The following is a 21,772-nucleotide window of genomic DNA, read 5'->3' as shown; positions in this document are numbered from 1 at the left end:
AACGCGCTGCCGTGGGTGCTATTGCCCGCCCATCAACATGCGGAAGTCCCATGGCAGGCGTCGAACAGATCAAGATTGAACCCGACGAGGACGGGATGCGGCTGGACCGATGGTTCAAGCAGCATTATCCCGGCCTCGGTTTTGGTCCGCTCCAGAAGCTGCTGCGCTCCGGCCAGATCCGGCTGGATGGCGGCCGCGCAAAGTCCGACACCCGCGTTCAGGCCGGCCAGCTCATGCGCATCCCTCCGCTGGCGGTCGATCGCAAATCGGGCGCGCCGGTCACCGCGCGCACGATGCGCGGCGTCGAGGATGGCGACGTCCTGTCGCGCATTCTGCTTTACGAGGATGACAAGGTGCTGGTCTTCGACAAGCCCTCGGGCCTTGCCGTCCAGGGCGGCTCGGGTGTGGTGCGCTCGGTCGATTCCATGCTTGAGGCCTGGCGCAACAAGAAGGGTGAGAAGCCGCGGCTCGTCCACCGGCTCGACCGCGATACGTCCGGCGTGCTCGTCGTTGCCCGTTCGCGGCTGGCGGCCATGAAGCTCGCCGAATCCTTCAAGAAGCGCGAGACGAAGAAGACCTACTGGGCACTGGTCAAGGGCGTGCCCAAGCAGCGCGAGGGCAAGATCTCCACCTGGCTCATCAAGGAGCCGACCCCGGACGGCGACCGCATGCGGGTCGCCAATCACGGCGAGAAAGGAGCCGACCATGCCGTCTCCTTCTACCGTGTCGTGGAGCAGGCGGGTCAGAATCTCTCCTGGCTGGAAATGGAACCCTATACGGGCCGTACCCACCAGCTGCGCGTGCATGCCGCCTATATCGGCTGCCCGATCATCGGCGACCCGAAATATTTCGAGGCCGACCAGAACTGGGATTTCCCCGGCGGCCTCCAGAACAGGCTTCACCTCCACGCGCGCCGGATCGTGATCCCGCATCCCGACAAGGGCTCGATTAACGTCTCTGCGCCGCTGCCACCGCATATGCGCCAGAGCTGGAACCTCCTCGGCTTCGACGAGGCGGCGGCGGAGGACGACGGTTGAACCAGCCCCTGTCGGTCTTCGAAAAGCGAGACCAGATCGATACGCTGGCCGTCGGCATGATGCTCGTGCTGACCTTCGCATGGGGCTTCAACCAGGTTCTCATCAAGGTCTCGACCGAAGGCTACAGCCCGATCTTCCTGACCTTCGCGCGTTCCGCGATGGCCGCCCTCATCGTCTTCGCCTGGTGCCATTTCCGGGGCATCAGGCTGTTCGAGAAGGATGGGACGCTGATCTCTGGCACGATCGTGGGCCTGCTCTTCGGCGCGGAATTCGCGCTCATCTTCATCGGCCTCGATCTCACCACCGCCGCGCGTGGGACGCTGATGATCAACACCATGCCGTTCTGGGTGCTGCTCGGCGCTCACTTCTTTCTCGGCGAGAAGATCACACCGATCCGGCTCGTGGGCGTGGCGCTCGCCTTTGCAGGCGTCGCGCTCGTCTTTTCCGACGAGCTGAGCCTGCCGGATGCTTCCGCATTGACCGGCGACCTGATCTGCCTGGGCGCGGGCATGCTGTGGGGGGCGACCACCATCGTCATCAAGGCCACGCGGCTGGCCACCGCAAGGCCTGAAAAGACGCTTCTCTACCAGCTCGTGGTGTCCGGACTGATGGTGATCCCGCTGATCCCGCTGGGTGGTCCGGTCCTGCGCGATCCTGGCCTCCTGTCCACGGGCTCGCTGCTTCTGCAGGCGGTCTTCATCGTCTCCTTCACCTATCTCCTGTGGTTCTGGCTGGTGCGACGCTACCCGGCCTCGGGGCTGACCTCCTTCACCTTCCTCAGCCCCGTGCACGGGGTCATACTGGGCGGCCTCCTGTTGAACGAGCCGCTGTCGATGAACATATTCATCGCGCTGGGGCTGATTGCCGCCGGACTTCTGCTCGTCAACCGTCCAGCCAGACGCGTCCAGCCAGGCTAGGGGCACCATCTCATGCGCGAACTTCTCAATGATCTCGAAGCAGGGCAATTCGTGTCGCACGAAAACCCGATGGAACGCGCCCGCGCCCAGATGCGCCAGCCGCGGCCCAAGCGCTTCTACAGCCAGGTCGAGATGGCCGAGGCCGACGACGGCTTCCGCGTGCTTCTCGACGGCAAGCCCGTCCGCACGCCGGGCCGCGCTTTCCTTGCGCTGCCGACCGAGGCCGCCGCGGCGCTCGTCGCCGCTGAATTCGCCGCCCAGGGCGAACTGCTCGACATACCCGGCATGCCGGTGCTGCGGCTCGCCAACACGGCACTGGACGGCGTCGCGCAGGACCCGCAGGCCGTTCTGGAGGACATTCTGCGCTACGCCTCGTGCGATCTCGTCTGCTACCGCGCCGATGGTCCGGAAGGCCTCCTGGCGCGCCAGGCGGAATGCTGGGATCGGGTGGTGGACTGGGCGAGATCGGTACTGTCGGCGCGTATGGTTCTGGCCGAGGGCGTCATGCATGTCGACCAGCCACGCGAGTCGATCGCCGCCATCGGCGTCCACCTGAATGCACGCCGCGAACCTTTTCGCCTCGCCGCGTTGCATGTCATCACGTCCCTGACGGGCTCCGCCCTGATCGCGCTTGCGGTCGATATGGGCGAACTCACGGTTGAGGAAGCGTGGACCGCCGCCCATGTCGACGAGGACTGGACCATCGAGCAGTGGGGCGAGGATGCCGAGGCCATGGCGCTGCGGGCCTCGAAGCATCGCGACATGGTCGGTGCGGCACGTCTGCTCGAGGCTCTCTAGTGCGAAGGTAGGAGGCGATTCGTCTTGCCAAGCGCATGCTGGCTGACGCAGGATTGCCGCCAGCTGAAGGACGGCCGGGAGGAGGCCATCACTTGATGACACGCACGCCCCGGATCGTCAGACGCCAACAGAATTCAGGCGCGCGCTTTTCGCTCGACGCGTTGCGACCGCGTGAACTCTTCTCGATGTTGCGCAGCTATTTCGGGCTCGGCGATGCGGCGCGGATGGGCCCCATCGACACGCCGGAGGCGCTGGCGCATTTCATCGAGTCGCGCGCCAGCTACATGGCGCAGACCTCGCTCTACGGCTACCTGCGCACCCGCATGGGCATGCGCTATCCGGAACTCTTCGACGACGATGTCTTCGTGGTCGGCATCAATCGCGCCAAATGGCAGATCTGGCTCGATTGCGTGGGTGATCTCGCGGCTTATTCGGGGTCGCGCGTTGCCCAGAACCATCCGCGCGAAGCCGACAGGGTGGCGGCGATGATGGTCGCTCTGGTGGACGAGATACTGGGGCGCGCGGGTCTGCCGGGAGACGCCGGGCCGGATTTCCGCGCCCATGCGCGCCAGCTGCGGGACCGGATCGCCCGCACCCACTGGCTGGCCATCGGAGACAAGGAAGCCGCCTTCACCGAAAGCCCGAAAAGCGTCCTGAAATGGGCGCCGATCGCAGACGAGCTGAAGCGGCTCGACGAGGAGATTGTCCTCAATTCGGTGCGCTTCCACTGGCAGGAGATTCGCCGCGCCTTCGCCACCCATGTCGACTCCCAGGCGATTGTGGAGCGCGTCGGCGACGAAGTCCGTCACTGAACCGGCAACTGCGGCTCAGCGCTGCACGGCGCCGATGATCGGGCCAAAACCCCCGTGCCAGGAGAAATCGTTGCGGCCGAGCTCGGGCGCATAAAGGCCGGTGCCGCGGCCACCATCGAGAAAGAGCGCGTTGTCGCTGGCCAACCCATCCCGGAACAGCCGGGCGAAATCGTGAAAATTGACGTGGGCAAGGCTGATGGCGAAATGGACGAGACCATCGTCCGAGACGCCCACGCCCGTCCGCCAGGTGCGGTCGCGCGAGCCTTCGATGAGGGCAGGGTGGAGGTCGCCCTCGATGACCAGCATCGGCCCCGACTGAGTGGCATGAAGCACTTCTGGCGACTGGCTGCGGTATTGTTCCGACGTCACCACGCCGGCGCCGGTCGGCGTGACGAAAAAGACGCCGTTGGGCTTCTTGTAGAAATTGGGAACCGGGCGAAGTTCGGCGGGAGGGTCATAGCGGTTGAGCGGGCGAAGCTCCACGCCCCGCTCGACATGCAGCCCCACCGGGGTGAAGTCTGTCTGGAACATGCCGCCATTCATGGCGAAGGAGAGTTCCGCACCTTCATCGGCAAGCGCACCGGCCAGCGCCGAAAAGCTGCGGTGGGGGGCGCCCTCTCCGTTGCGCCAATGCAATTCGATGCTGGTCTGCCTCGGGTCCAGGCTGCAGACCGCGTAGCTGTTTTCCTCGAATTCGATCTGTCGGCAGTGGGTCTCGCCCCTGCTCGGCGAAGCGGCAGCCAGCGCCAGCAGAAGCGCGCCAGACAGTCGCCATATCATTCCATGTCGGCCGGCCATGCATATCCTCGTTCGGGCGACGTGTGCCGCATTGCGGAACATTTCCGCGTGCCGCGAATTGAAAACACGGCAGCTTGGGAAAGGACGCATACATGGCACATCACGACAAGGGCAACCCAGCACCGAAACTGGACAAGACCGAGGCACGCCAGGGCCGTGTCGTGGGAGAGGGCCGGATCGCCAAGATTCTCATAGCGTCGCTTGCGGCCTTGTTGGTGCTGGGCGTCCTTCTTTTCGTCATCTACTGACCAGTTCATTAATCCAATGCAGCGGTCTGGCGGCGCAAGCTCTGCGCTGCTAGGAATCTCGGCGTTACCGGAAGAGTCGGCGGGCTTATTCGGGTCGCCACAGGGAACGAATGATCGACGATCTACGCGCTGCCACCCGACAGCTCCATCAGCGCCTTGAAGAACGCTTCGACGCCATTGCTTTGCTGAGTGATGCTTCGAGTCGTGCGCGGACAATCCGCCGCTATGCCTCCTTTCACTTGCCGGCCGACATCGTGCTGGGACGGTCGCTCGGCCATATCCAGGCGCTGGAAATGGCGCGGCGGACGCGCGGCGATCTGCTCGCCCCTCACGCCGAGGGCTGGATCTGGATCGACTTCCCCGAACCGTCATGCGTGGCCGAGGGGCTGGGTATGCTCTACGTCGTTGAAGGCGCGACTCTCGGTGGCAATGTCATCCTCAAGAGGTTGCGGCAAAATGCGGAGGAGCGGCCAGAATTCGCCTTTCTTCATCCTTATGGTTCGCAATCCGGCCTCATGTGGAACCGCTTCCTGAGCGCCGCCGACGCCGAGATCGGCAGGGATTCGCACGCGCTTGAGATGGCCTGCCGCGGGGCCGTGACCGCGTTTCGGCATGCAGAATACGTGCTATGCGGAGACGCGAATTGAATCAGCCTGAATCCCTCGACCTGACGGCATGCGACCGCGAGCCGATACACCTGCCGGGTGCCATACAGCCACACGGGGCGATGCTGGTCGTCGACCTCGATTCCGGGATCGTGCGTCACCAGGCCGGCGACACCGGGCTCTTCCTGGGTGTCAGCGATACGATAGGGCGGCTTGCGGCCGAGCTTTTCGGCGAAACCTGGCAGCAAGTCGCGGCCCCCGGTGCGGCCGTTCCGCAGGAAGTTGCCTTCTCCGTGTCTCTGCCCCATTCCGACCGGCCCGTCGACCTGTCATTCTCGCGCTCAGAGGATGTCCTCATCGTCGAGGTGGAGCACGCGCCGGCGCAGGACGAGACCGCCGACCGGCTGCACCAGCTCGAGCGCGCTTCGATCGCGTTCGAGCGGGCGGGATCGATCAAGCAGCTTTGCGAGGTGGCTGCCGTCGAATTCCGGCTCCTGTGCGGCTTCGATCGCGTGATGATCTACCGCTTCCTGGAAGACGGTGCCGGCGTTGTCCTGGCCGAGGACAAGCGGGAAGACGATCATTCCTTCCTGAACCATCACTTCCCCGCCACCGACATTCCGCGCCAGGCGCGCGAGCTTTATGTTCGCAATCTGGTACGGTGCATTCCGGACATCACCTATCGTCCCGCGCCGCTGCAACCGGCGCTGGAGGACGATGGCGCTAGTCTCGATATGAGCGATTCGGTGTTGCGCAGTGTTTCACCGATCCACCTGCAATACATGAAGAACATGGGCGTCGGAGCCTCGGCCTCGGTGTCCATCGTGCGCGATGGCGGCCTGTGGGGGCTCATCGCCTGCCACAATGCAAAGCCGCGCCTGATGCCGGCGGGCGTGCGCATCGCGTGCAGGGTGCTGGCAGGCGCGCTTGCGCGCCAGATCAAGGCGCGCGAGGAAACCGACACCTATCGCGAGCGCGTGCGGCTGCGCACTTTCGAGGACGACATCGTGGCGCTGCTCTCGCGCGAGGGCACGCTCGACGAAGCGATTTCGAACCATCTGGGCGAGATCATGCGGATGCTGGACGCCGATGGCGTTGCGGTCCTGCGCGGCAGGGATTTCGTGTCGGGCGGCGAATGCCCGACAGAACAGACGGTCCGCGCCATCGCCGGCTCCATCCTCGATCATGGGCACCCGGTCTTTTCCTCCTCGCGGCTGGCGCGTGACATCGGTATGCCGCACGCCGACGCCGCCCTGGCCGCCGGGCTTCTTGCGATCACGCTCTCGGCCAGCGAGCCCTGGGTCGTCATGTGGTTCCGTGCCGAGAAGGTCGAGGTCGTCAAATGGGCGGGCAACCCGCACAAGGCGACCGCGTCCGCGACCGACATCTTGACGCCGCGGGCGAGTTTCGACGCCTGGAGCGAGATCGTGCGCGGGCGCTCGCGCCGCTGGACCATGCCCGAGATCGAGGCCGCCGGGCGCCTGCGCCATACGGTGACGAATGTCTGGCAGAACCGGCGCATCCAGGACCTGAACCGGCAGCTGCTGGACACGCTGGACCAGAAGGACATTCTCCTGCGCGAGAAAGATTTCCTCCTGCGCGAGGTCAACCACCGCGTCCAGAACAGCCTTCAGCTCGTCTCGAGCTTCCTGGCGCTGCAGGCGAGCGGGGCGGGCAACGACGAGGTCTCGGCGGCGATCGCCGAGGCGAGGCGGCGCATCGCCGCCGTGTCGCTTGTCCACCGCCGGCTCTACAGTTCCGACCAGCTCGAGATCGTGGATGCCGCCCGCTATGTCGACGAGCTGCTGGACGACCTCCTCACCTCGCTGGGGCCCGAATGGAACGCGTCCGTGGTGCGCGATCTCGAACCGATCATGATCAAGACCGACCGCGCCGTCTCGCTCGGACTGATCCTGACGGAACTCGTGATCAACGCCAACAAATACGCCTATGGCGGTGCGGCTGGCCCGCTGCGCGTCGTGCTGGCCGACGATGACGATGGCATGCGGCTTTGTGTCATTGACCAGGGTGGCGGCCGCAAGTCGACGGGCCGCGGCTTCGGCAGTCGAATGATCGAGGTGCTTGTGTCGCAGCTGGGCGGCACGCTCGACTACCTGGATAACCGACCCGGCACCAACGCCGTGCTGGTTGCCCCGATCGACCGTCCGAACTGAGATCGGCCTCGGTCGATTTTCGCGGTATCAGTCGTCAGGGACTTCGTGCGGGCCGACGAGGCTTTCGGGGCCGATATAGGCTTCGAAGACGGCGCCGCCCTCCATGCAGTAGCTGGACGAGCCACCGAGCTGGCGCATCATCGCCGATATGAGCTTCATGCCGAGCCCCTGCGTGTGGGCCTCGGGATCGAAGCCTCGCCCATCATCGGTGATGACCAGGCGGGCGCCGCCCTCCGGCAGGGGCTTCAAGGAGAGCCGGATCGTTCCGGTTCGGTTGCGCTCGAATGCGTATTTCAGCGTGTTGGTGACGACCTCGCAGACCACCAGCGCCAGCGAGGTCGCATGGTCGTGGTCGATCAGGATGTTGTCGACATCGTAATTCACCTCGATCTGCCGTGTATCGCCCGCCAGAAGCCGCCGGACCAGTGCCGGCAGCAACTCGGCCGCATCGACCTCGACGAAGCGGTCGAGGCGGTAGAGATGCTCGTGAACGGCCGACATGGCGGCGATGCGTGCCTGCAGGTCCATCTTGATGTCGGCGGGCAGGCGATGCATCCGGATCATCGACATGATCGCCTGGAGATTGTTCTTCACGCGGTGATGGGTGTCGCGGACGAGCATCTGGTTGTGCTCGACGGTTTCGATGAGCTGCCGCTTGGTCCGCTGGTCGCGATTGATGAGGCTGGCGATCCACCACAGCGCGAAAGCCAGCGACGCGATCGCGGGCATGGACAGGACCAGGATCAGCATGATCCCCCGCCACGCCGGCGCGAGTGCGGTCTCCAGGTCAATCGCGGAGGCGGCGACGATGTTGCTGCCCGGAACGCCCCGGTAGCTGATCACCCGCTCGACCCCATCGAGCGGCGAGACCGTCCTGACCGTGCCGCTCTCGGAGCCCGACAGATATTCCGCGTAGAATTCCCGGTCGGGAAGTTCGTCGTTGATCTCGATCATCGGATAGCGCGCGATCAGCCGGCCGTCATTGCGAAACAGCACCACCGCCGAGTTGCGGTCGAGATCCAGCGAGGCCCAGGCATCGGCCAGGATATCGGCGCTGAAGGAGATCACCGCGACGCCGGCGAATTGGCCGTTGCGCTCGAGGCGCCGGCTGAAGACGAAGATCTGGTCGCCGCTCAACCGGCTGACCATGAGGTTCGACAGATACCAGTCCGCGCCGGCCGCCGGCTCGGAAAAATAGGGTCGGTCGGTGATATCGATCTCCTGGATGTCGGGATCGGTGGAAAAGAGCGTCCGCCCGTCGGCCGCGATGACATAGGCGAAAACGGTGCCTGGCAGATCGTCGACCGCGTCGATGACGAGGCTGGAGGCCAGGAATGCATTGGCCTCGATGTCGTTGCCGAGGACCTCGTCCACGCGGGCGAGCGCCTGACGGGAGAGTTCGTTGATCCACAGCGCATTGGTCGCCACGACCTGGGCGGCGGCCTCGGCGCGTGCGTCGGCACGCGCGCTGGCATCAGACCATTCCCGCTCGACGATGACGCCCAGCATGATGGCGAACAGCGCCACGATCACACCCATCAGCCCCACCGTGTAGGTGAGGGCGCGAGGGGTTCTCCGCTGTTCGGTCGAGGCTGCCAAGCCGGGCCCTTGATGATTTCCTGCGGTCGGCCGGGTGGACCCGGCCATGATCTTTGACGTTGCGGCACACTGCTATTGGCAATCGCGCCGGGTTGCAACCTCGACAGGGTGACCGGCCGCCCTTTTGTCAGCCTGTTCACTCACGGATGCGTCAGGACCGCAACGGCGCGCCGCGAAGTCGGTGAAACGCCGCCGCTGTCATCGGTCGCTCACGGCGAGTGCAGCGATGGTCGCGCAAATCGGCCGCGGCGCGAAACCGTTCGGAACGTCCGGGGATCGAGCTTGTTAGGCGCGAAGGACGGCGACGAGGAAAACGGTCCCACGTTCCCCTCTTGGCTCCTGAAGCCCGGGACGAGGCCAGGCAATCGCGTGAGTTCAGCATCTTGCAGGAGAGAATAGGATGAACAGCAATGATCCGTCGGGTGGAGGCACCACTCGCAACCCGGTTCCCAGGAAACAGGACGAGGAAGCGGCAAAGAACCGTCTGCGCACGGAGGCCGACACCGCTTCCGGCGCGGCACGACAGGCCGCCGCTTCCGCTTCCAGGGAGGCCGAAGCGGTAGGCGAGGAGGTGCGGCACTTCGCCGAGGAGCAGGCCGAAAAGGTAAAGGACGCGACTGCCGACCACATGGACGTCTTCGCCGACGCCCTCAGCGCCGCCAGCGCGGAACTGAGGAAGGGCCATTCCGGCCCCGCCGCCGAGATGGTGACGCATGCCGCCTCGGGCCTGGAAACCCTGTCGCGCTCGCTGCACGGCAAGTCGACCACGGAATTGCTCGACAGCGTGCGCCAGTTCGGCCGCCAGAATCCGGTGGGCTTTGTCGCCGGCTCCCTGCTCGCGGGCTTCGCCCTCAGCCGCTTTGCCGTCGCGGGACCGGCCCCGGCTGCCGGTTCCCCGGCTAGCGGCGCGTCGCCAAGCGCGTCCGAACGGCCGGCGAGCCAGCCATCGGCATCGGCGGCGACACCATCGTCCACGCAGGGAGGGAACAAGCGATGACGCCCGACAAGGACAATCGATCGATAGCCCAGCTGATCTCGGATCTCGTGCAGCAGCTGTCGACCCTGGTACGCACGGAAAGCAGCCTGTTGCGCAGCGAACTTCGCGAAAGCGCGCACCGTGCAGGCGCCGGAGCCATGGAGATCGTCGCAGGGGCGGTGCTTCTGCTGGCGGCTCTGCTGATCCTGCTTCAGGCACTGGTCGTCGGCCTTGCCGAGCTCGGTCTCGGCGTGGGCTGGGCCTCGCTGGCGGTCGGTATCGTCATTGCCATCATCGGTGCCCTGCTGGTGAAGCGGGGAACCTCCAACATGTCGCCTTCCGAACTGGCGCCTTCGCGCACCGCCGACCAGCTGAGCAAGGATGCCCAGCTTGCCAAGGAGCAGACCCGATGAACGAGAAATCCACCTCGACACTCGAACGCGATGCCGAACGTGTGCGTGCGGACATCGCCGATACCGCGGATCACCTGAAGGCCAAGATGTCTCCCGGCCAGTTGATGGATGAGGTCGTCGACTACTTCAAGGAGGGCGACGTCAACCAGCTCGTCGCCAATCTGAAGCATCAGGTCCGCGACAATCCGCTGGCCCTCGCCCTCGTCGGGGGCGGTCTGGCGTGGCTGATGATGGGGTCTGGCCCCGGCCATGCCAATCCTGGTCCCCGGGCCGGCGCCGTGCCGCCCCGCACCGGGCAGGGCGTTTCCATGCCGCCGCCGTCGTCCGCTGCGGCTGCCGGGACCGGGCCGCATATGGATCGTCCCAGCGGCGATACGGCCAAGGGTTCCCAGGGCTCCGCGATCGGCGACAGTGCCGCCCGGGCCAAGGGGGCAGCCGCTTCCGCCGCGCATCGGGTCGGCGACGCCGCTGCCTCCGCCACCGCAACCGCCGGCGATGCGATGGGATCGGCCTCCGATGCGGTCAGCCGCTCCCTGCACGATCTGGGCGAAGGAGTTGGTGAGCAGGTGGCAAGTGCCGCCCATGCCGGTGCCGATATGGGCGAGCGCGTGAAGTCCTCGTTCCTGGAAGCCATCGAGCGCGAGCCCTTGGTGGTGGGCGCCCTGGGCCTGGCGGTCGGTGCCGCCATCGGCGCCATGGTGCCGGTGACGCGTCCCGAGCAGGACGCCTTCGGCCAGACCGCCCAGGATCTCCGCAAGGAGGCCAAATCCGCAATGTCGGGCGGCGTCGAGAAGGCCAAGGATATTGCGGGCGAGGCCTATGGCGCGGCGCGTGACGAGGCCGATCGCCAGGGCCTGATGCCTGGCGAGAAGCCGGTGGCGGGAAAAGTTGCCGACGTTGCTGCGGCGGCGGGATCCAAGACCAAGGAATCCGTCCATCGCGCGGTGGACGATGCCGAGCGCTCGGTCGATCGCAAGACCGACGGCTACAAGCCGACGCCCGGTCGCGGCTGATGAATGGCGAGGCCGGGCCAGCCCGGCCTCGCCCCCACGGGCGACAACAGGTCGTTCACGGCAGAAGCCGACCCGCTCTCCCGCATGTCCGGATCGCGGCATCCTTCACGTATCCATCTCGCGCAATCTGCGCCGGCCTGTCTCTGCGCCGGGCTGTCGATGCGCCGAGGCGTCCCTTGCGGTTTCACGCGATCGAACTGGCTAGGTTTGGATGGTGGCGATGGGAAGAAAAGCCTTCTCGCTCCGCAGCGAAGCACCGCGCGGCCGGATCAGATAGACGAGCGACGCTCCCAACCCGCCCCGAACTCGCTGCTTGAAGCAGCAGGGACCGATTCTCTCACGAACGCCGGTTTTGGCTTTCGACTTCCTCCAGCTCGCGCAGAAGATCGCGTAGCCGGTCGGGGGTCTCCTCGAGCGGTCGGAACAGTGACGACGACTGGAGGGAGGAACGAAAGGATGCCTTGGAGATCTGGCTGCGAAGCGCCGATCCATTGGCATCCCGGTCGGAGAAGTGACTCATGATTCAGGTACCGTGGCACGGCCTTTGCCAAAGCGGCGGCCGCCCGTTTCACAGTCGCAACCATACAGGGTGCCGAAGGTTCCCGGCCCTGGAGAAGAAGGATCGGATGCGCAACGGGGCATCGATCTGGATACTCTGAATGATCGGGGCAGGGCAGGCGACCGAGACGCCTGAAATGCATGGCACGCCCAACGGGACTCGAACCCGTGTTTCCGCCGTGAAAGGGCGGCGTCCTAGACCGCTAGACGATGGGCGCGTGCGAGGCGGGTTATAGTGATCCCCGCGGGAGACGGCAAGCCATGTAAGGACGATTTCGAGGAAAAATGAAACCGCCTAGTTGCGGCGGCGGCAGCGCCAGTTCCAGTCGCGCTCGGGGCCGATGTCCACATGCACGGATTCGGTGTGGCAATAGGTACCCACCCCACCACGACCCGGCATGTTGCGCACGTAATCGGCCAGTTGCGTCTTGCTGACGCCCTCGATCTGGATGTCGGCTGCCGCACAATACATGTGCAGCGAATTGCTGGCCCCGCGCGCGCGCCGGTTGGCCGGCGGGCTGCGATAGCCGGAGGTGACCACCACGCGGCGGCCGAAATGATTCTCGATCTGGTTGAGCTTGCGCACCAGGGCCGGCTGAAGGCAGTTGACGTCGACGCGCTCGGTCTGGGTCAGGAGGCCGTTCGGCGCGAGCCGTGCGAGACCGGGGGCCGCGGAAGCGACCCGGTAGCTGCCGGGCGGGTTGGCCGCGCCGTCATCGTCGACGCTGGAACGCTGGCTGATGCCGAAGAGCGAGCCCTGGCGCACGCCGGGCAGCGCCTCGCCGCTCATCGGCGCGGGGCGCGAGGAGGCGCCGGCGCCGGGATTGGCGGGGGCAGCAGCGACGACCTGCGGGCGCGACTGCGTCTGCGCCGTCGGGCGGGAGGAAGCGGCGGCGGCGCGCTCGCCGGCGTCGGAGGGCTGGGGCGAGAAGAAGGCGGAGAGGAAGCCGCGTCCCTCGGGTTGGCTCGCCGGGGCGGCAGGGGCGGCGGGCGTTTCGACTGCGTCCGCAAACCGTTCGTCGGCGGCGGCTGCGACCTGCGGCTGCGCGTCTGGCTGGGTCTCCTCGGCGGCGGCCGGCGCGGCCTCTGCGGTTTCCTGCGCATCGGCTGGCGCGCCATCTGTCCCGGCTGCTGCCACGTCCTGGGCGGCAACACGCTCGCGCGTCGGCGGCAGATCGGTCATCGCGTCGGGGAGGGAGGGATCGTCCTCGTCGAAGTCGAAGACGGGCGCAGCGGAAGCTGCGGAATTGATGGTGGGGCGAGAGAAGTCGGTCGAACTTGCGGGACCCGTTGCCGTGGGGTTGAACCCGAACAGCGAATCACCGTCTCCCGTCGAAGCGCAGGATGCCAGAAGCACACTCAAAAGCGCGGTTGTGGCGGCAATTGTTCGGACGCCGGTACGGCGCGAACCCTCTCCTGACAAAACGCATCCCCTTCGGTAGCTGTGGTCAACTGCGCGGAAATCGTCCCCCGCGCGAATATCGTCCCCTGACCCGCGACAAGACGTAAACAATCTTGCCGCAAACCGCAACTCAACGGCTATTAACCAAATGAGGCGACTTCATGGTAGCAATGTGGAGCACCTCGAAGCCGAGCAACGGATCAGACCCGGGCGCGCACATATTCGCCCGGAGCATCGCATAGCACGGGTGTGCTTGCGCCAACCTTGCGCGCCTCGACGCGGCGCTTGTCCTGCTTCTCGATCCAGGCCTGCCAGTGCGGCCACCACGAACCCGGATGTTCCTTGGCCTTGCCCACCCAGGCGTCGAAGTCGCCCTCCGGCTTGCCGCCGGTCCAGTATTGGTACTTGCCGGAGGAGGGCGGGTTGACGACGCCCGCGATGTGGCCGGAACCCGCCATGACGAAATCGACCTTGCCGCCGAAGAAATGGCTGCCGAGAAAGGCCGAACGCGCCGGCGCGATATGGTCCTCGCGTGCCGACAGGTTGTAGATCGGTATCTTCACGTCGGCGAGCGAGATCTTTCGCCCCGCCAGTTCCATGCGCCCGGCCGACAGTGTGTTGTCCATGTAGCAATTGCGCAGGTAGAAGGAATGATTGGCCGCCGTCATGCGGGTCGAATCGGAATTCCAGTAGAGCAGGTCGAAGGGCATCGGGTCGCGCCCGCGCACGTAGTTGTTGACGATATACGGCCAGATGAGATCGCCCGAGCGAAGCATGTTGAAGGCGGTGGCCATCTTGTTGCCGTCGAGATAGCCGCGCTCGTTCATGGCGTTTTCCAGGGCCGCGATCTGCTCCTCGTCGACGAAGACCTTCAGGTCGCCGGCATAGGTGAAGTCGACCTGGGTGGTGAAGAGCGTTGCCGACTTGATGCGGTCGTCGCCTTCCTGAGCCATCAGCGCCAGCGCGGCCGCCAGCAGCGTGCCGCCGACGCAATAGCCGATCGCGTTGACCTCTCGCTCGCCCGTCGCCGTCTCCACAACGTCCAGCCCGAACTGCAGCCCCTCGCGGATATAGGCTTCCCAGTCCTTGCGACCGTGGCGTTCATCGGGGTTGATCCAAGAGATCACGAACACCGTCTGGCCCTGCGAAACCGCCCAGCGGATGAAGGATTTCTGCTCGTTGAGATCGAGGATGTAGAATTTGTTGATCCAGGGCGGACAGATCAGGAGCGGGCGCTTCAGCACCTTCTCGGTCGAGGGCTCGTACTGGATGATCTCGGCCAGCTCGCTGCGGGCGATGACCTTGCCGGGCGTGGTAGCGATGTTGCGGCCGACCTCGAAGCTCGACACGTCCGACTGACGCAGCTTGAGGTCGCCCTTGCCGGCCGAGATGTCCTCGGCCAGCATGCGCATGCCGCGCACCAGGTTCTCGCCGCTGCTCGCCACCGTCTCGCGGAAGAGTTCGGGATTGGTGAGCAGGAAGTTGGAGGGCGAAACGGCGTCGGAGACCTGCTTCACGTAGAAACGCGCCTTGTGGCGCGTGTGCTCGTCCAGCCCATCGGCGTGCTCGACAAGGTCGCTCGCCCATTTCGACGTGACCGCATAGGTCTGGCGCAGGAAGTCGAAAAAGGCGTTGCGGCTCCATTCGGGGTCCTGGAAGCGCTTGTCGGGCTTGCCCTGCGGCTGTTCTTCCGCGATCTCTTCGCCGCTGGCGCGCTTCACCGCGCGCGCCCACACGTCCATGTAGCCGGAATAAAGTCTTGTCTGGGCTTCGAGCGCGCGCGAGGGGTCCGACAGCCAGTATTCGGTGAGCTTGGAGAAGGTCTTGACCATGTCGGCCATCGGCTCGGCGACGGTGTCGCGCACCTCGCCCTTTTCGCGCGGCTTGGCCCATGCCGCCGCGGCCTTGCCGGCTTCCTCGATCATCCGCGCGAGGTTCAGCGCAAAGCGTTCGGGATCCTTGACGATGTATTCCTCGACCTGGCTGATGACGGCCTCCTGCTTTCCCGCGGAAGGCTTTTCGACCTTGTCATGGTCACTCGTCTTGGACATCTGACTGCTTCCTCCCGGCGAGCCACGTGTTGACACAATATCATGGCAGCTTCATTGCGGTTGAACCAGCGCTACTCGAGCCGGCCGATCGGAATTGCCGCATGCCATCATTATTCTCCAGTCCGACATATGCATTGATCGCGCTCATGCCAGCCCTTTGGCTCGCATCGGGCTGCACCACCATGCGTCTTGAAGACACGCTGCCCGCCACGGCGGAAAGCGCGCCCGCCTCCAGCGCCCCTGCACAAGGCACGCTGGCGGATGCCGGCCCGGAGGGGCTGCCTCGGCCGACCGACGCGCCGCCAGCCTACGGAGCCGAGACCTTGCCGCCGCGTCCGACGACGCGGGGCGGCTACCCGAACCTCAATATCCGGCCGCCGACCGCCAACGATCAACTGACGGAGGCGGAGCGACGGGAGAAGACCAGCGAGCTGGAGTCCGCCCGCCAGCGCCTCAACCGGGGGGCGGATGCTCCGGCCCGCGCGGCGCCGGACCCCCAGCAGATGCGTCGCGATGCCCGCCAACGCGAGCGCGACACGCTGCGCCGGATCGAGGGCCGCTAGGCCTATCGACCGACTCCGCGAATGGGTGTATAGCGCGGGCGCGCCGTCGGCCAGGAGCGGCGCTTGCCTCGGGAAAAGCGCCATGGAAGAGTTTCACAAGGTTCGCAGGCTGCCGCCATACGTTTTCGAGCAGGTCAACCGGCTGAAGGCCGCCGCGCGCGCCGAAGGCGCCGATATCATCGATCTCGGCATGGGCAATCCCGACCTTCCCACGCCCCAGGCCATCGTGGACAAGCTGGTGGACGTGGTGCGCGACCCGCGCACGCACCGTTATTCTTCCTCGCGCGGCATCCCCGGTCTGCGTCGTGCGCAGGCGCGCTATTACGAGCGCCGGTTCGGCGTGAAGCTCGATGCCGACTGTCAGGTGGTCGCCACGCTGGGCTCCAAGGAAGGCTTCGCCAACATGGCCCAGGCGATCACCGCGCCGGGCGACGTCATCCTGTGTCCCAACCCGACCTATCCGATCCATGCCTTCGGCTTCATCATGTCGGGGGGCGTCATCCGGTCCATGCAGGTGGAGCCCGATGACGGCTTCATCCCCGCGCTTGAGCGTGCCGTGCGCCATTCGATCCCAAAGCCGCTCGCGCTGATCATGAACTACCCGTCCAATCCGACGGCCTATGTCGCCTCGCTGGATTTCTACAAGGACGTGGTCGCCTATGCGCGCCGCAACGACATCATCATCCTGTCCGATCTCGCCTATGCCGAGATCTATTTCGGCAGCGAGCCGCCGCCCTCGATCCTTCAGGTGCCCGGCGCCATCGACATCGCCGTCGAGTTCACGTCCATGTCGAAGACCTTTTCGATGCCAGGCTGGCGGATGGGCTTTGCGGTCGGCAACGAGCGGCTGATTGCGGCGCTTGCGCGGGTGAAGTCCTATCTCGACTACGGTGCCTTCACGCCGATCCAGGTCGCCGCCACCGCCGCGCTGAACGGCGATGGCACAGACATCGCAGAGGTAAGGTCGATCTATCATCGCCGCCGCGATGTCATGGTCGAAGCCTTCGGCCGCGCCGGCTGGCAGATCCCGGCACCTGCAGCCACGATGTTTGCCTGGGCGCCGATCCCCGATCAGTTCAGGGAAATCGGCTCGCTCGAATTCTCCAAGCTCCTGGTGGAAAAGGCCCATGTGGCGGTTGCGCCGGGCATCGGTTTCGGCGAACACGGCGATGATTTCGTGCGCGTGGCGCTGGTCGAGAACGAGCACCGCATCCGCCAGGCGGCGCGCAACATCAAGCGGTTCCTCGCCGACACGCAGTCGAAGCCCGACAACGTCGTGGCGCTCGGCGCGCGGCGCTGAGGCCGAGAAGCTACGGACAGGGGGCATCCCGGAACATGAGTGAAGCGTTGCGCGTCGGCGTTGCCGGCCTTGGTACGGTCGGCTCATCCGTCGTCCGAATTCTCGCCGCCAAGTCGGACGAACTCACCCGGCAATGCGGGCGTCCGATCGTCGTCACCGCCGTCAGCGCGCGCGACAGGAGCCGCGACCGCGGCATCGATCTGTCCGGCATCGAATGGTACGACGACGCCGCCGAGATGGCCGAGAAAGCCGGGATCGACGTGCTGGTCGAGCTGATCGGCGGCGATAACGGCCCCGCCATGGCCTGCGTGAAGGCGGCGCTCAAGGCCGGCCGTCACGTGGTGACTGCCAACAAGGCGCTGCTCGCCAGCCAGGGTCTGGCGCTGGCGGAGATCGCCGAGAAGAAGGGCGTGCTCCTCAATTACGAGGCGGCGGTGGCCGGCGGCATCCCGATCATCAAGACCATGCGCGAGGCGATGGCGGCCAATACGATCAGCCGCGTCTACGGCATCCTCAACGGCACCTGCAACTACATCCTCACCCGCATGGAAGCCGAGAAGATGGATTTCGCCGAGTGCCTGGCGGACGCCCAGCGGCTGGGCTATGCCGAGGCGGACCCGACCTTCGATATCGAGGGCCAGGACACCGCCCACAAGCTCGCCATTCTGACGAGCCTCGCCTTCGGCACCAAGATCTCGCCCGACGACATCTATCTGGAAGGCATCTCCAACATCACCCAGGCAGACATCAAGGCGGCGGGCGAACTCGGCTACCGCATCAAGCTGCTCGGCGTGGCGCTGCGCACCGAGACCGGCATTGAGCAGCGTGTCCACCCGACCATGGTGCCGATGTCATCGGTGATCGCGCAGGTTCATGGCGTTACGAATGCGGTGGCGATCGAGACCGACACGCTGGGCGAGTTGCTGCTTTCGGGACCGGGGGCGGGCGGCGACGCGACCGCCTCGTCCGTAATCGGCGATCTGGCCGACATCGCCAAGAGCCGGCCGGGCTTCCAGCACGGTCCGGTCTTCGGACGGCCGGTGCGCGAACTGGCGCCCTACAAGCGTGCGCGCATGCGCAGCCACGAGGGGGGCTATTTCATCCGCCTGTCGGTGCGCGACCGCGCCGGCGTCTTCGCGGCTGTCGCCAAGCGCATGGCGGAAAACAACATTTCGCTGGAATCCATCGTCCAGCACGCCAATGGCCAGAACACGCCCGATGTGAAGACGGTGATCCTGGTCACGCATGAGACCATGGAGGCCTCGGTGCGCAAGGCGGTCGAGAAGATCACCGGCGACGGACACCTGATCGACAAGCCGCAGGTTATCCGCATCGAACGCGCCGCCTGACGCGACGGGCGGGCTTTTGTCGTCCTAGCCGCACCACCGCTCGGAGCGCCCGCGCCAGTGCCGGGCAAGACCTTCGTTCACGAGCACATCCCCCAGCGAGCCGCCGTCGCGGTGCACGGTGCGCAGCAGCCGTCCGTAGACGTCGCGGTCGCGGCTGCCTTGGCGGCGCAGTTCGAACGGGCCCTCATTGAGCAGTGCCTGCAGGCGCTGGGTGGACCGACGCCCGAGTTCGGCCTCGCGGCTGCATTCGGGGCGCGAGATTTCCGGTGCGTCGATATCGGCGATCCGGACTCGTTCCCCGTCGAACCAGAAAGTGTCGCCGTCGACCACGCAATTGACCCGTTGGCCCGAGCCGCAGATCGGGAAATCGCGCGCCGGCGCATAGGCCACCAGATGACTGTCGGTTTGCGGCAGGCCGGCGCGTTCCGACTGCGGCTGCCAGGAATAGGCCAGGCCGAAACCGATGAAGGCTGCCGCCGCGACGATTCCGAAATCGCGCGAAATCTGTTGCAGCCCGTAGCGGAACCGCCGCGGAGGGCTACGCCGCTGCGTCGGCTTTCGTGAGCCGCGCGGCTTGCTGCCTGCCTTTCCGAATCTCGCCAACCCCGCCTCCGAATCGCATCGCTGCGACTCCTTAGCCTTCGTTCAATTGCGGACCGGTTAAGGCGATCGATTCAAGCGGACGTGATCGGGCTACGCGCTTTTTGCGGAACCGGGGCGACACGGATGGGTTGCCCAAGGGACATCCCATCGCAACAGGAGAAGATCATGCTCGCACGCACGCGCCGCATCCGCGCCGATTTCACCCTCACCGCAAGTGCTCTCGCGCTGGCCGTCGCCTTCGCCGTTCCCGGTGCGCACGCGCAGGAAGAATCGGCCTACGAGATCGAGACCGTGGCCGAGGGCTTTGACAATGCCTGGGGCATGGCCTTCGTGCCGGAAGACGGGCGCCTGCTGGTCAGCGAGCGGCCTGGACGTCTCAAGCTGGTCGACCGCGACAGCGGTGAGGTCGAGGAGATTTCGGGGTTGCCCGACATTCATGCGCAAGGGCAGGGCGGCCTGCTCGACATCGCGCTCTACCCCGATTTCGCCGACGAGAACTGGCTCTACATGGCCTGGTCGGGCATCAATGACGATGGTCAGAGCTCGACCTATATCGGCCGCGCCCGCCTCGACATTGATGCCCTCGAACTGAGCGATCTGGAAGAACTGTTCGTGGCAGAGCCTTTCGACGATGCCGGCCAGGGCCACTATGGCTCCCGCATCGCCTTCGATAGCGACAACCGTGTCTATTTCTCCGTCGGCGACCGCCAGTCCAAGGATTTCGGGCCGCAGCACTATGCGCAGGATCTGACCGGCGACCTCGGCAAGATCCATCGCCTGGAGGCTGACGGGTCGGTGCCGGAGGACAATCCCTTCGTGGACGTCGAGGAAGCCCGCGACACGATCTGGTCCTACGGCCACCGCAACCCGCAGGGCCTGGCGTTCCATCCAGAGACGGGCGAGCTCTGGCAGAACGAGCACGGCGAGAACAATGGCGACGAGATCAACGTCATCCAGGGCGGCGGCAATTTCGGCTGGCCGATCGCGACCTGGGGCGTGGACTACCGCACGGGTGAGCGATTCGCGCCGACCCCGCCGGAAGTCGCCGACACCGTCGATCCTGTCTACTGGTGGGAGTCGGATCATCCGGAAGGCTTCCCGCCCTCGGGCCTGACCTTCTATGATGGCGATGCCTTCGAGGGCTGGCAGGGCAACATGTTCATGGGCAATCTCGCGCACCAGTATCTCGGCCACTTCAGCGTCAACGGCATGGAAGTGGAGATGGAGGAGCGGTTGCTGGATGGCGAAGGCTGGCGCATCCGTGACGTCGCCGTGGGTCCGGACAATGGCTATCTTTATGTGCTGATCGACGATTCCAACGCGCCGCTGGTGCGTCTGGTGCCCGCCTCAGACTGACCAATTGCGGAAATGACAGCCACAAACCCCGCCGGTGCAGGTCGCCCGGCGGGGCTTTCGCGTCTGGACGTCAGTCGGCGTGTTCGCGCGGCGTGATGAAGGCCTCGAGCCGTGCGCCCGAGGGCCTGAGCTCCGAAAGCGCCCCTGCCGTCTCGATCACCGCCAGGGCCGCGGTCGGAAACCCGCCCGCCAGTGCCGAGGGCGCCGCCCCGGTGCGGTCCGAGGTCAGCGCCATCGCCAGTTCCTCCGTCATCGGGTTGTGGCCGATGACAAGCAGGGTGCCCGCCGCGCCGTGCAGGCGTACATGGTCGAGATAGCCAGCCGCATCGTTCGAATAAAGCGCATCGTCATACTCGACCGCCTCCACCTCGATCGAGTTGGACAGTTGCTGCCAGGTCTCGCGGCAGCGTCTTGCGCCCGAGCAGAGCACCAGATCGGGACGCAGGCCCGCCGCCTCGATCATATCGGCCATGGAGCGGGCTTCCTGGATGCCGATATCGGTCAGTGGACGGTCGAAATCGTCCGAACCCGGGCTCGGCCAGCGCGCCTTGGCGTGGCGCATCAGGAGAAGGCGGCTGGCCATTGTCAGAACTCCGCGGCACCTTGCAGCGCCTCCTCCAGAAGCGTCTCGTAGCGCGCGCGCGGCACGTCGATGGCTCCGAAGCGTTTGAGATGATCGGTGGTGAACTGCGTGTCGAGAAGGATGAATCCGCGCTCCTTCAGGCGCTCGACGAGATGCGCCAGGCAGATCTTGGAGGCGTCGCGCTCGCGCGCGAACATGCTTTCGCCGAAGAAGGCCCGGCCCAGCGTGACCCCATAGAGCCCGCCCACGAGACGTCCGTCCTGCCAGGCTTCGACCGTGTGGCAATTGCCACGTTCGAAGAGCGCCCGGTAGGCCTGGCGGATCGGCTGGTTGATCCATGTGCTTGTCCGGCCCAAGCGCGTCTCGGCGCAGCCCTCGATGACGCCGGCGAAATCGCTGTCGAAGCGGATGTCGAAGGGTCGCTGCCTGATCTTCTTGGCGAGGCTCTTCGGCACATGGAAGCGATCGAGCGGGATGATGCCGCGTTCTTCCGGGCGCACCCAGAATACCTCCGTATCGTCCTGGCTCTCGGCCATGGGAAACACGCCCGTCGCGTAGGCGCGAAGCAGGAGGTCAGGCGGTATCCGCTGTCCGGGCGCGAGCGGTCGCGACATGTG

21 protein-coding genes and 1 tRNA gene are annotated in these 21,772 nt (G+C 65.6%); 14 read left to right on the top strand and 8 right to left on the bottom strand.

The genetic code is table 11. The features are described 5' to 3' along the window. Positions 1-50: 50 nt before the first annotated feature. From GRZ55_RS12125 to GRZ55_RS12110, 4 genes are all read left to right on the top strand, one after another. Positions 51-1,037 (top strand): RluA family pseudouridine synthase, encoded by a 987-nt coding sequence (locus tag GRZ55_RS12125; protein ID WP_169287189.1) that lies wholly within the window; start codon positions 51-53, stop codon positions 1,035-1,037. Further along, positions 1,034-1,954 (top strand): DMT family transporter, encoded by a 921-nt coding sequence (locus tag GRZ55_RS12120; RefSeq protein ID WP_306785602.1) that lies wholly within the window; start codon positions 1,034-1,036, stop codon positions 1,952-1,954. Before GRZ55_RS12125 ends, GRZ55_RS12120 begins: the two co-directional genes overlap by 4 nt. Before the next feature lie 12 nt (positions 1,955-1,966). After that, the gene (locus GRZ55_RS12115) at positions 1,967-2,752 is read left to right on the top strand and encodes an ATP12 family chaperone protein (protein WP_169287188.1); all 786 of its coding nucleotides are present in this window, start codon (positions 1,967-1,969) and stop codon (positions 2,750-2,752) included. A 95-nt stretch (positions 2,753-2,847) separates the two neighbouring features. After that, positions 2,848-3,564 (top strand): hypothetical protein, encoded by a 717-nt coding sequence (locus GRZ55_RS12110; protein ID WP_210257331.1) that lies wholly within the window; start codon positions 2,848-2,850, stop codon positions 3,562-3,564. Between the two features lie 15 nt (positions 3,565-3,579). On the opposite strand, the gene GRZ55_RS12105 is transcribed toward GRZ55_RS12110, so the two are convergent. Beyond that, entirely contained in the window at positions 3,580-4,362 is a 783-nt protein-coding gene (locus tag GRZ55_RS12105; RefSeq protein ID WP_169287187.1) for a phosphodiester glycosidase family protein, read from the bottom strand. Positions 4,363-4,454: 92 nt separating this feature from the next. On the opposite strand from GRZ55_RS12105, the gene GRZ55_RS12100 reads away from it, so the two are divergent. The 3 genes from GRZ55_RS12100 to GRZ55_RS12090 all read left to right on the top strand — a co-directional run bounded on the left by GRZ55_RS12100 (position 4,455) and on the right by GRZ55_RS12090 (position 7,389). Further along, positions 4,455-4,610, top strand: coding sequence for a hypothetical protein (locus GRZ55_RS12100; RefSeq protein WP_169287186.1), 156 nt, complete (start codon positions 4,455-4,457; stop codon positions 4,608-4,610). A 110-nt stretch (positions 4,611-4,720) separates the two neighbouring features. Further along, a complete protein-coding gene (locus GRZ55_RS12095; protein WP_169287185.1) occupies positions 4,721-5,257 on the top strand; it encodes a biliverdin-producing heme oxygenase in 537 nt (178 codons plus the stop codon). Beyond that, positions 5,254-7,389, top strand: a complete 2,136-nt coding sequence (locus GRZ55_RS12090) for a histidine kinase dimerization/phosphoacceptor domain -containing protein (RefSeq protein ID WP_246734703.1) — start codon at positions 5,254-5,256, stop codon at positions 7,387-7,389. Before GRZ55_RS12095 ends, GRZ55_RS12090 begins: the two co-directional genes overlap by 4 nt. A gap of 27 nt (positions 7,390-7,416) precedes the next feature. Here the strand turns inward: GRZ55_RS12090 and GRZ55_RS12085 are convergent, their stop codons facing one another. Then, a complete protein-coding gene (locus GRZ55_RS12085) occupies positions 7,417-8,988 on the bottom strand; it encodes a sensor histidine kinase (protein ID WP_169287183.1) in 1,572 nt (523 codons plus the stop codon). 400 nt (positions 8,989-9,388) lie between these two features. Between GRZ55_RS12085 and GRZ55_RS12080 the strand changes: the two genes are divergently transcribed. Genes GRZ55_RS12080 through GRZ55_RS12070 form a run of 3 tightly spaced genes read left to right on the top strand, consistent with a single transcriptional unit; the run spans position 9,389 to position 11,390 of the window. Continuing rightward, a complete protein-coding gene (locus GRZ55_RS12080; protein ID WP_169287182.1) occupies positions 9,389-9,985 on the top strand; it encodes a hypothetical protein in 597 nt (198 codons plus the stop codon). Then, positions 9,982-10,377: a phage holin family protein gene (locus GRZ55_RS12075; protein ID WP_169287181.1), complete on the top strand. Its 396-nt coding sequence runs from the start codon at positions 9,982-9,984 to the stop codon at positions 10,375-10,377. Before GRZ55_RS12080 ends, GRZ55_RS12075 begins: the two co-directional genes overlap by 4 nt. Then, positions 10,374-11,390 (top strand): DUF3618 domain-containing protein, encoded by a 1,017-nt coding sequence (locus GRZ55_RS12070; protein ID WP_169287180.1) that lies wholly within the window; start codon positions 10,374-10,376, stop codon positions 11,388-11,390. Before GRZ55_RS12075 ends, GRZ55_RS12070 begins: the two co-directional genes overlap by 4 nt. 700 nt (positions 11,391-12,090) lie before the next feature. Here the strand turns inward: GRZ55_RS12070 and GRZ55_RS12060 are convergent. The 3 genes from GRZ55_RS12060 to GRZ55_RS12050 form a co-directional block, all read right to left on the bottom strand. Then, a tRNA-Glu gene (locus GRZ55_RS12060) sits at positions 12,091-12,166 on the bottom strand. Positions 12,167-12,243: 77 nt separating this feature from the next. Continuing rightward, positions 12,244-13,305, bottom strand: a complete 1,062-nt coding sequence (locus tag GRZ55_RS12055) for a YcbK family protein (protein WP_368856611.1) — start codon at positions 13,303-13,305, stop codon at positions 12,244-12,246. A gap of 245 nt (positions 13,306-13,550) precedes the next feature. Beyond that, the gene (locus GRZ55_RS12050) at positions 13,551-15,401 is read right to left on the bottom strand and encodes an alpha/beta hydrolase (protein WP_169287178.1); all 1,851 of its coding nucleotides are present in this window, start codon (positions 15,399-15,401) and stop codon (positions 13,551-13,553) included. A gap of 101 nt (positions 15,402-15,502) precedes the next feature. On the opposite strand from GRZ55_RS12050, the gene GRZ55_RS12045 reads away from it, so the two are divergent. The 3 genes from GRZ55_RS12045 (at position 15,503) to GRZ55_RS12035 (ending at position 18,613) form a co-directional block, all read left to right on the top strand. Next, on the top strand, positions 15,503-15,964 hold the full coding sequence (locus GRZ55_RS12045; RefSeq protein WP_169287177.1) for a hypothetical protein: 462 nt from the start codon (positions 15,503-15,505) through the stop codon (positions 15,962-15,964). Positions 15,965-16,046: 82 nt separating this feature from the next. Further along, entirely contained in the window at positions 16,047-17,264 is a 1,218-nt protein-coding gene (locus GRZ55_RS12040; protein WP_169287176.1) for an LL-diaminopimelate aminotransferase, read from the top strand. Between the two features lie 35 nt (positions 17,265-17,299). After that, positions 17,300-18,613 (top strand): homoserine dehydrogenase, encoded by a 1,314-nt coding sequence (locus GRZ55_RS12035; RefSeq protein ID WP_169287175.1) that lies wholly within the window; start codon positions 17,300-17,302, stop codon positions 18,611-18,613. A 24-nt stretch (positions 18,614-18,637) separates the two neighbouring features. On the opposite strand, the gene GRZ55_RS23700 is transcribed toward GRZ55_RS12035, so the two are convergent. Then, entirely contained in the window at positions 18,638-19,216 is a 579-nt protein-coding gene (locus GRZ55_RS23700; protein WP_169287174.1) for a thermonuclease family protein, read from the bottom strand. Positions 19,217-19,381: 165 nt separating this feature from the next. Between GRZ55_RS23700 and GRZ55_RS12025 the strand changes: the two genes are divergently transcribed. After that, positions 19,382-20,572 carry a PQQ-dependent sugar dehydrogenase gene (locus GRZ55_RS12025; RefSeq protein ID WP_169287173.1) on the top strand — a complete coding sequence of 397 codons (1,191 nt, stop codon included), beginning with the start codon at positions 19,382-19,384 and terminating at the stop codon, positions 20,570-20,572. 70 nt (positions 20,573-20,642) lie between these two features. Here GRZ55_RS12025 and GRZ55_RS12020 read toward each other — a convergent pair whose 3' ends face one another. Next, positions 20,643-21,155, bottom strand: a complete 513-nt coding sequence (locus GRZ55_RS12020; RefSeq protein ID WP_169287172.1) for a histidine phosphatase family protein — start codon at positions 21,153-21,155, stop codon at positions 20,643-20,645. A gap of 2 nt (positions 21,156-21,157) precedes the next feature. Then, positions 21,158-21,769: a leucyl/phenylalanyl-tRNA--protein transferase gene (gene aat / locus GRZ55_RS12015; RefSeq protein WP_169287171.1), complete on the bottom strand. Its 612-nt coding sequence runs from the start codon at positions 21,767-21,769 to the stop codon at positions 21,158-21,160. Positions 21,770-21,772 lie beyond the last annotated feature (3 nt).

It is taken from the genome of Chelativorans sp. ZYF759, assembly GCF_012911015.1.
GTDB lineage: Bacteria > Pseudomonadota > Alphaproteobacteria > Rhizobiales > Rhizobiaceae > ZYF759.
This window is presented reverse-complemented; position numbering and strand designations above follow the sequence as displayed.